This window comes from Ruoffia sp. FAM 24228 (assembly GCF_045528575.1).
Lineage (GTDB): Bacteria > Bacillota > Bacilli > Lactobacillales > Aerococcaceae > Ruoffia > Ruoffia halotolerans.
The window spans coordinates 1-8,489 of the sequence record NZ_JBGQQZ010000086.1; the positions used below are offsets into that span (position 1 = coordinate 1).

Here is an 8,489-nt window from a genome sequence, read left to right on the forward strand (position 1 = left end):
CCTTAACTTTTGAAGAAGAAAAAGTGATCAACAAACAATTAAATACTAAAGTCGCATAAAAAAAGGTAGAAAGCATTTAAGCTTTCTACCTCGGAAATCTCTGACCAACACGATTTGACAAAGAACCTAAGTTCATCAAAGGCAATCGGAATACCATAAACCCCTTCTAATAATCCGAGATTGGCATTGCTCGTCCCATTCCAAGAGCGAAGCAGTGACTGGTGGCCTTTATTCGGTTCACCAGCCACCGACACAGCTAACGAGAGCGCTGTAGTCTTGCCTTTTGAACTATCACCTGAGAAATTGACTAAAAGCGTTTTAAGATCTGGGTAGCTTTGATTCAAGTGACAAATAATTGGTCCACTCAGTCCCAAGACTACCGCCAGTTCTAATGGAGGATAGCCCTTTACATAATCTTCATACATCTGAAGCCAATCAACCAGACTGCCTTTTGGAACCAAGTCATACTTGTTGTTCTGGACGACAAGTAGCTCTTTGATAGGCTCTTTGGATAGGACCTTATCAGTAATAAATATCTGCATACCTTTGAATTTGCTAAAACCATATGAAGTGACAACGAATACGACCTCTGCATAGGGAATACTCGCAAGCAAAGCATTACTAAGCGACTGCTTATTGCTGTTGGTAACGTCCAGCCCTAGTCGCATTAAGGAACTAATACCACTCGTCAATAATTCTGAGTACTCCACCTTAATCTTGTAAATTTCATTTAACACAGCATGCTTGAATTCAAGTTGGTATGTCTGCTCCATAGTAGTATGGTCAATGAAGACACTTGATACCCTAGCGTATAGCGAACAGACTGTGTCCCCTTCAGTAATCCCGTTCTCTACGCTGTAGGTGAAGGACCCGATTTGAAAATCACCTGTTTCGTTTCTCATTACACCACCTCCTTTGGCATGGGTAGTACCATGAAAGGTCTCACTGCCTGTGCATCGAAGCGAATAAACTCTTCTGATTCAATTATTTTTTTAGGTGGGTAAATGACTATTAATTGGCTATTTTCAAAATTGAACTTATTAGTTCGAGGGTCAAATGTTACAAACTCGTCAAATGTATTTTCAAACAATTCTTTTTGCTCGTCATTATAAAGGTGGTAGTGATAAATTTGATGCAAACTTCCAGCATGGAAATGCATCTTGGAACTTATAGCCAACTTAAATACGACTTCAATAGAATTATTGGTATGTGACACACTAACGATATTGCCTTGAAATGAAATTAAATCGTTACCATTAAAGCTCTCGTTCACCTTCGTCATTTCTACCAATTCCCAATCTGCCTTAGAATCTGTTCTGACAAATTCAAAATTAAAAATATCACCCACTAATCTTTGGTAGATTAAGTCAGTATCAAATTCGTCAAGAGGATTGATTAATTCAGAACCAAACGCGAAAAGTGCATCTTCTAGTGGCTTACTCCATTCATTAGTTTCATTAGATTCTTTTAATAAATAACTCTTACCGAGTGTAAATACCTCATCGTGCTTCATCCCTACTGCGGGTTCCGTTAGTTCTAAATGGAAGTAGGTGTTTTCATTAGTAAACTGCATCCCTGTGATTCTAGCGTTAAACTCCATTTTATTCGGATAATTTCGCAATTCCATCATTTCATTGAGTTCTAGATCATTGCCATATACTCCATTATTTTCAGTCATCATAATTCCTTCTTTCTGTATTTGTCATTATTGCCACTCCCCATCGGCCGATGATGGATACGTAGTAACTTACTACGCTACATACATAGTAAGATAACCTAGATGATTTCTCTCGGACTCAAGAAATCAAAAAAAATGGGAGTTTAGTCCGGATTTCTACCGTCAATAACCACAACAAAAAAGCATCCTACTTTTTAAAGAGTAGAATGCCTTTGAAGGAAGATTAGCCTGTTCTAGTCGGTTTTTCTGGTAAGATAGGCGAAGGGGTGACTATTATCAGGTAGGGAATTTTCAAGAGAATGTAGTATATCTATGATACGTTGATTAAATACAAGATGAGTTTTTAGGGATAGGGAGCAAGCTTCCTGTATGAGGCGAAAGGTGATCAGGTTAGTAAAGTTAAAATCAAAGGTTTTTATTTCGGGATCTCTATCCTCTAAATTTTTATACAAAGGTTTCAGCAAAGAAATGTCATCCGGATAATCCATTTCGATAGCTTCTAATAGCGATTCATAAGAGGATTCTAAATTGAATAAGTCTATGATAACCCTCAATATTTTCTTCTTGCTTTTTTCATCTAGGTTAAGAATTTCCTCAGGCAATGCTACATCATGATAGGCCTCTTCATCTGGAAATAATTTAACTTTATCTGAGAGGTTATTACGTACCTTGCTGTTAGTTCCAATGGAATCATAACCGGAAACAGATGCGCTAAGATACTTTGCATCTGTTTCCAAGAGGCCGTTATAGTAATCGAGATGGTTATTGTAAATTTCAACTAACCTAATAGGGTTTAATTTGTGAGCTAAAGGCTCAAGTAACATCGTCAATAACATATCATCGCGGTACAATTCAACACTTGTTTGGAAGATGAACCTTGATTTGTTATACATTGTCTCTTCAAATTTTGACGCGATCTTATCAAAATCTTTAAGCAATGTATCACTACTTCCATAACTTACCAGAAAGTAGAGAAGATAGAGGAGGACAGGAGAGTTAATTTCCTGTGAATAAAAGGTGTTTTTAGGAATTTTTTTTAGCAATTCCGATTGTTTCATCTGTAATACTTCCTGTAATTTATTCATATATTGGAACTCTTCGAATTTCTGCACTTCTTCGTCCGTGTTTTTCTCAAGATGTATTGTAGAAAACAACTCAAACTTTTTTAATTCCCCTAACTCCTCAGCAAACAGAATAGGATTTTTTTTCAAACTAAACATATAAATCGCAATTAAGTATTTTATAGTAAGCATGGTAATTTGATTGCCATGTTTATCTCCATAAGTACGGTCTTGGGAACTAAGACCTTGTTTTTCTTGGAGAAACATTCCTACTGTACGGAGAGAATCAAATTTACCGTACCCAATTTGACCCACATCTTTTCTTCGTGTTTTTGAGCTTATATAAAGTATTTTTTCTCTAAAAGTCCTTAACTGCATTGTTTCTTTCACTCCCTATGATGTAATTTATCTAACCATGACTCTTATTGTCTTAATTATATGGGACTATTTTTTAATGTCCAACTGTTTCTTGCTTTAGGAGCTAAGGGATGGCATAATACTTGTTTCTCCTGATCGATGAGTGACTTTGTCTTATCGAGCAATCCTTCCTCTTTGAGTGTCGTTAGGATTGATTGCAGTCGCTGTGCAACTAGTTTGTTCTTAGAGGGTAGAGAACCGACCGCAATAATAATTTCGTCGGCTTTCTTACAGCTTTCGAGAATGTACTCGTCATTGGTCTTGTTGGTAGCCGTCTTGTAGTTACGGGCTCTGTCTTTTTTCGTCGGGGAATCGGGGAAATGAATCTTCGAATACAGGTTCACCGATAAGAAGCCCCCAAACCCTAATTTATAGACATTGTTGGTAACTAACATGGTAGTGGTATCGGTGATGACCAGTTCAGAGCTAGAGGGGTAGAGCGTAATGACTGTCACAATCTGCTGTTTGTCATCCCAAATACGCTCTAACACATAGCGGTGAGCACCTGAATCTTCTTCAATCACTTTGGTGACAATCTCTTTACTTAACTCTTTTACCATCTTACTTGCCACCTCCATTTCTTCGTTCAAGTTCTTTTGCGACTGTAGAGGCGATAAGGACGATGACTTCTAGTATTATGATAGTTGTCTGCATCTTAAACACCTCCATTTAGTAATCGATAGCGAATGAGCTCATAATCATCGAGTAAGCCCATTAGTGTCATGGCTGGTAACTCACTCCCAAGGGGCTGTAGCAAGTAAACCATCGTATCACCATAAGCATACAGACACGTCAGGACTTGTTGATCCGGTTTAAAATAAGAAACATAATTAGGAGGGATGAGCGACGCATCTAACTCATCTCCCTCGAACACATAGGACTCATAGCCAACGTCATCTAGGCTAATAGGACGACCTAAGTATTCGCTGATCCATTCAAGGGCAAGTGCTTCCTTACTCATAGATAATCCCTCCATTGTCTAAGAACCCTTCACCTAGGAAGGAGAAATAGTCGGTCGGTGTTACGATGAGATGGTCCACCAGTTCAATCCCGAGCAACACACCTGCTTGTTGAATCCGTCGAGTGAAATCAAAATCAGATTTAGACGGGGTGGTATCATAAGACGGGTGATTATGAGCGATAAAAAGGCGAGCGCAGTTTGACAGAATGGCATGTTTAAAAATTTCTCTGGGTGTCGCAATGGTTGAGTTAAGCGACCCCACCGATACGGTAGAAATAAAGTTAATCGCAGACTTTGTGTTGACCCCGACAACAATCAAGGTTTCACGGTCATTACTCCCGATGTAATCGCGGGCAAAGTTCGCTACGGTCCCAGTAGAGTCCAAGGTCAGCCCTTCAAATTCGGGCTCAGCAACAACAATTTGCTTCAACTTTACAAATGATACAGTTTCCATAAAATTTCCTCCTAATATAAAATAAAGACAAAGAACCCCCATCGATTGGCATCGATGGGGGTGTTTAACGTCTTGTAAATGAATGATTGCCATACTTAGAACCAGACATTCAAGATAATAATATATAATCAAATTGTCTTTAGATACAGGAAAGTAATTATTCTCATTTACTCGATATGTTATAATAAGCTTAATACAATAGATGATACTAGAACACTCTGTGGGCTATAGAAAAGGTAACGATTTATCATCATATTGAATGAAGTCAAGGAGCGTAATCAACTATGAAAACAAAATTATCATCTTTGGAAGAACTGTTAGAAGAAATAGATAAGAAAGACGGTATCCAAAGAGACCGAGGAACCATGTTTGAAAATGTTTCATTGGTTTACTTCAAGAATGAACCAATGTACAAGCAACGTTTCAGTGACGTTTGGCTTTTGAAGGATGTTCCTAATGAATACGGTATACCTAAAATTGATGTGGGTGTGGACCTAGTAGCAAAAGAACGAATTACGGGAGACTTAGTAGCCATTCAATGTAAATACTATGCCCCATCTACAATCATTCAAAAAGGGCACATTGATTCGTTCCTCAACGAAATAGGTAAGAGGTACTTTTCAAGTGGTATCATTGTTGCGTCTTCACCAAGATGGTCCTCTAATGCCGAGAGTGCTTTAAAAGATCGCGATAAGAAAATTGCTCGTATCGGCTTTGAAGATTTACTGAATAGTCATATCGACTGGTCACAATACTCACCAAGTAAAACAGAGGTAGCAGTACCTTTAAAACCTGCAAAAACACCTAGACCGCATCAAGTGGAAGCGCTCGAAGCAGTCCTAGAAGGGTTTAAAGAACACAATCGCGGTAAGTTGATTATGGCTCCCGGGACAGGTAAGACATATACCTCGCTCCAAATTGCTGAACAACTAGCTAAAGAAAAAGTAGGGCAGTTTAGGGTCCTGTACTTAGTTCCCAGTATTCAACTTCTTTCTCAATCTTTACGAGGATGGACAGGCGATAGTATTTACGCCAATGATATGAATACCATTGCGGTCTGTTCTGATAGAAGTGTAACGCGTAAAGAAAGTGAAAGTACTGAGTTTGATATAAGTGTAGCCGACATTGGTTACCCAGCAACCACTAATGCTGAAAAATTGATGGAATACAAAGATGACATTGAAGAAAAAAATATTGATAATAAGTTCCTCGTAATTTTTTCAACGTATCAATCAATAGATGTGATTGCACAAGCTCAAAAGTCAGGTTTTTATGAGTTCGACTTAATCATTGCTGATGAGGCGCACCGTACAACTGGTGCAACAAAGTTAGGTGAGGATGGTAGTGCATTTGTTAAAGTTCATGACAATAATCTAGTAAAGAGTGAAAGACGTTTATACCAAACCGCTACACCTCGTGTCTTCGGAGATAATGCAAAAACTAAAGCGGACGAAATGTCAGTAGTCATCGCAGATATGGATGATAAGGCTACCTATGGACCAGAGTTTTATCGTCTCGGATTCGGAAAAGCAGTTCATACAGGTATCTTGACAGATTATAAAGTCATGGTACTTGCTGTGAATGAATCCATGGTACAAAAAGAGATGCAACGAGTGTTTGCAAGTAAGAATAATGAATTAGAGTTTGATGATGTTACAAAGATTATTGGCTGTTGGAATGGTCTATTAAAACGTAAAGATAATTCCAATGTGTTATCAGGGCAACCCATGAAACGGGCCATTGCATTTACCAATACAATTGCTAATTCAAAACTCATTACTAATATGTGGCAAACCGTTGTGGATGAATACATCGATCAAGATAATGCCGACGCTTTTCAAGTGGAAATCGATCATGCAGATGGTTCAATGAACGCGTTACAAAAGAATCAAAAAATAAATTGGCTTAAGTCACACGTGCCTGATAGAACATGTCGAATCCTTTCCAATGCTCGATTCTTAACTGAGGGGGTAGATGTTCCGGACTTAGATGCTGTAATGTTTTTAAACCCGAGAAAGTCAAAGATTGACATTGCGCAGGCAGTAGGTCGTGTGATGCGGAAATATCCAGGTAAAGAATATGGTTACGTTATCCTACCTATTGGAGTACCAAGTGGTGTTTCAGCTAATCAAGTGTTAGATAATAATGAAAAATATAAGATAGTATGGGATGTCTTGAACGCTCTACGTTCCATTGATGAACGATTTGACGCAACGATAAACAAGTTGGAGTTAAATAAGAAAAAACCAAGTCAAATCGAAGTGATCGGTGTAAATGATGGAGCTCCAGAAGTTAATGAGGATGATGGTGAATACGTTGTAGACACAAAGACTGAACAACTAACACTTAATCTTTCGGAAGAAGAGTGGTCTGAGTTAGAGCATGCAATCTATGGAAAAATCGTTGATAAAGTCGGTAACACTCGTTACTGGGAAACATGGTCCAAAGATGTAACTGAGATAGCACAGCAACATATCACTCGGATACATGCCATGTTAGAAAGTGAACCTGCTACCGCAAGAGCGTTTGAGAAGTTCTTGAAAGGATTACGACACAATATCAATGACTCAATCTCAGTGGATGAAGCGGTTGAAATGTTAGCACAACACATGATAACCAAACCAGTTTTCGATGCATTGTTTGAAGAAGAATCATTTGCTTTAAATAATCCCATTTCTCAAGCCATGGATTTAATGATTGATGAATTAGTAATAATAGGCTTGAATAAAGAGCAAGAACAGTTAGAAGGCTTTTACGAGAGTGTCAGAATAAGGGCAGAAGGCATTGATAATCTAGAAGCTAAGCAAACCATCATCGTTCAATTGTATGAGAAGTTCTTTAAAGTAGGTTTTCCAAATACAACTGATCGGTTAGGAATCGTGTTTACACCAGTAGAAGTGGTCGATTTCATCATCCATTCTGTAGAAGATGCTTTACAAAAACATCTAGGTAAATCTTTATCTGATAGAAATGTGAATGTACTTGATCCTTTCACAGGAACAGGAACCTTTATCACTCGTCTCCTGCAATCAGGGTTAATCAATAAAGAAGATTTACTCTATAAATATACGAATGAAATTTTTGCCAATGAAATAGTACTACTTAGCTACTATATAGCTGCAATAAATATTGAGGAAACTTTCAAAGAAGTTTTTGGTGCTGATGAATATCATCCATTTGAAGGGATAGTGTTGACTGATACTTTTGATACTACAGAACAAGAGTCTGTACTAGATGAAGATTTATTTGGAGATAATAATGAACGTTTACAACGTCAAAAAGAATCACCAATTACTGTAATAATTGGAAATCCACCGTACTCAGCAAGACAGTTAAGTGATAATGATGAAAATCAAAATCAGAAATATCCAAAATTAGATGAAAGATTAAAAAATACCTATGTTAAATATTCCAATGTAACTAATAAAAATACTCTGTATGATTCTTACATTAGAGCGATAAGGTGGTCATCAGATAGAATTGGAAGTAAAGGAATAATTGGTTTTGTTACAAATGCATCGTTTATTACAACTTCTTCGACTGCTGGAATGCGCAAGTGCCTCCTAGAAGAATTTAATTATATTTACATATTGAATTTACGAGGAGATCAAAGAACTTCGGGTGAAAAATCTAGAAAAGAGGGAGGAAAGATTTTTGGCTCGGGAAGTCGCGCACCAATTGCAATAACATTTTTTATAAAGGATAATTCTAGTAATCATCAAATTTTTTATTATGAAGTAGATGATTATTTATCAATGGAAGGAAAGCTAGAGTTAGTAGAAAATTTTAATACTTTGATTTGTCAAATTAAGCTAGACAAAACTGCTTCATCTAAGTAACTCAAAAATACTTCCAACGGTGTTCGGTAGTGTAAGGATTTCCGTGGAATCGTGTTCCGTTTGTGTGCAATCGATGACA

The 8,489-nt window shown here is 37.5% G+C and carries 7 protein-coding genes and 1 pseudogene; 1 reads left to right on the top strand and 7 read right to left on the bottom strand.

Annotation, left to right across the window (positions count from 1 at the left end; all coding sequences use genetic code 11):
* Window positions 1-38 precede the first annotated feature (38 nt).
* From ACEN33_RS11265 to ACEN33_RS11290, 6 genes are all read right to left on the bottom strand, one after another.
* A complete protein-coding gene (locus tag ACEN33_RS11265) occupies window positions 39-902 on the bottom strand; it encodes a DUF927 domain-containing protein (protein WP_407095127.1) in 864 nt (287 codons plus the stop codon).
* The gene (locus ACEN33_RS11270) at window positions 902-1,678 is read right to left on the bottom strand and encodes a hypothetical protein (RefSeq protein WP_407095128.1); all 777 of its coding nucleotides are present in this window, start codon (window positions 1,676-1,678) and stop codon (window positions 902-904) included. Before ACEN33_RS11270 ends, ACEN33_RS11265 begins: the two co-directional genes overlap by 1 nt.
* A 233-nt stretch (window positions 1,679-1,911) precedes the next feature.
* Complete coding sequence (locus ACEN33_RS11275) at window positions 1,912-3,117, bottom strand: hypothetical protein (RefSeq protein WP_407095129.1); 1,206 nt, start codon at window positions 3,115-3,117, stop codon at window positions 1,912-1,914.
* 56 nt (window positions 3,118-3,173) lie between these two features.
* Window positions 3,174-3,716 (bottom strand): DUF1643 domain-containing protein, encoded by a 543-nt coding sequence (locus tag ACEN33_RS11280; RefSeq protein WP_407095130.1) that lies wholly within the window; start codon window positions 3,714-3,716, stop codon window positions 3,174-3,176.
* Between the two features lie 95 nt (window positions 3,717-3,811).
* Window positions 3,812-4,117, bottom strand: coding sequence for a hypothetical protein (locus tag ACEN33_RS11285; RefSeq protein ID WP_407095131.1), 306 nt, complete (start codon window positions 4,115-4,117; stop codon window positions 3,812-3,814).
* Window positions 4,110-4,571 carry a JAB domain-containing protein gene (locus ACEN33_RS11290; RefSeq protein WP_407095132.1) on the bottom strand — a complete coding sequence of 154 codons (462 nt, stop codon included), beginning with the start codon at window positions 4,569-4,571 and terminating at the stop codon, window positions 4,110-4,112. The genes ACEN33_RS11285 and ACEN33_RS11290 overlap by 8 nt, the downstream gene beginning before the upstream one ends.
* 284 nt (window positions 4,572-4,855) lie before the next feature.
* On the opposite strand from ACEN33_RS11290, the gene ACEN33_RS11295 reads away from it, so the two are divergent.
* Entirely contained in the window at window positions 4,856-8,410 is a 3,555-nt protein-coding gene (locus tag ACEN33_RS11295) for a DEAD/DEAH box helicase family protein (protein ID WP_407095133.1), read from the top strand.
* Here the strand turns inward: ACEN33_RS11295 and ACEN33_RS11300 are convergent.
* A pseudogene (locus ACEN33_RS11300) lies at window positions 8,374-8,489 on the bottom strand (IS30 family transposase); the annotation flags it as partial. The gene ACEN33_RS11295 and the pseudogene ACEN33_RS11300 overlap by 37 nt on opposite strands.

What these genes read in the sequence shown, in the direction of transcription:
- ACEN33_RS11270 (WP_407095128.1), bottom strand. Translation starts at nt 1,678, where the DNA reads ATGACTGAAAATAATGGAGTATATGGCAATGATCTAGAACTCAATGAA.
- ACEN33_RS11280 (WP_407095130.1), bottom strand. Translation starts at nt 3,716, where the DNA reads ATGGTAAAAGAGTTAAGTAAAGAGATTGTCACCAAAGTGATTGAAGAA.
- ACEN33_RS11285 (WP_407095131.1), bottom strand. Translation starts at nt 4,117, where the DNA reads ATGAGTAAGGAAGCACTTGCCCTTGAATGGATCAGCGAATACTTAGGT.
- ACEN33_RS11295 (WP_407095133.1), top strand. Translation starts at nt 4,856, where the DNA reads ATGAAAACAAAATTATCATCTTTGGAAGAACTGTTAGAAGAAATAGAT.
- ACEN33_RS11275 (WP_407095129.1), bottom strand. Translation starts at nt 3,117, where the DNA reads ATGCAGTTAAGGACTTTTAGAGAAAAAATACTTTATATAAGCTCAAAA.
- ACEN33_RS11265 (WP_407095127.1), bottom strand. Translation starts at nt 902, where the DNA reads ATGAGAAACGAAACAGGTGATTTTCAAATCGGGTCCTTCACCTACAGC.
- ACEN33_RS11290 (WP_407095132.1), bottom strand. Translation starts at nt 4,571, where the DNA reads ATGGAAACTGTATCATTTGTAAAGTTGAAGCAAATTGTTGTTGCTGAG.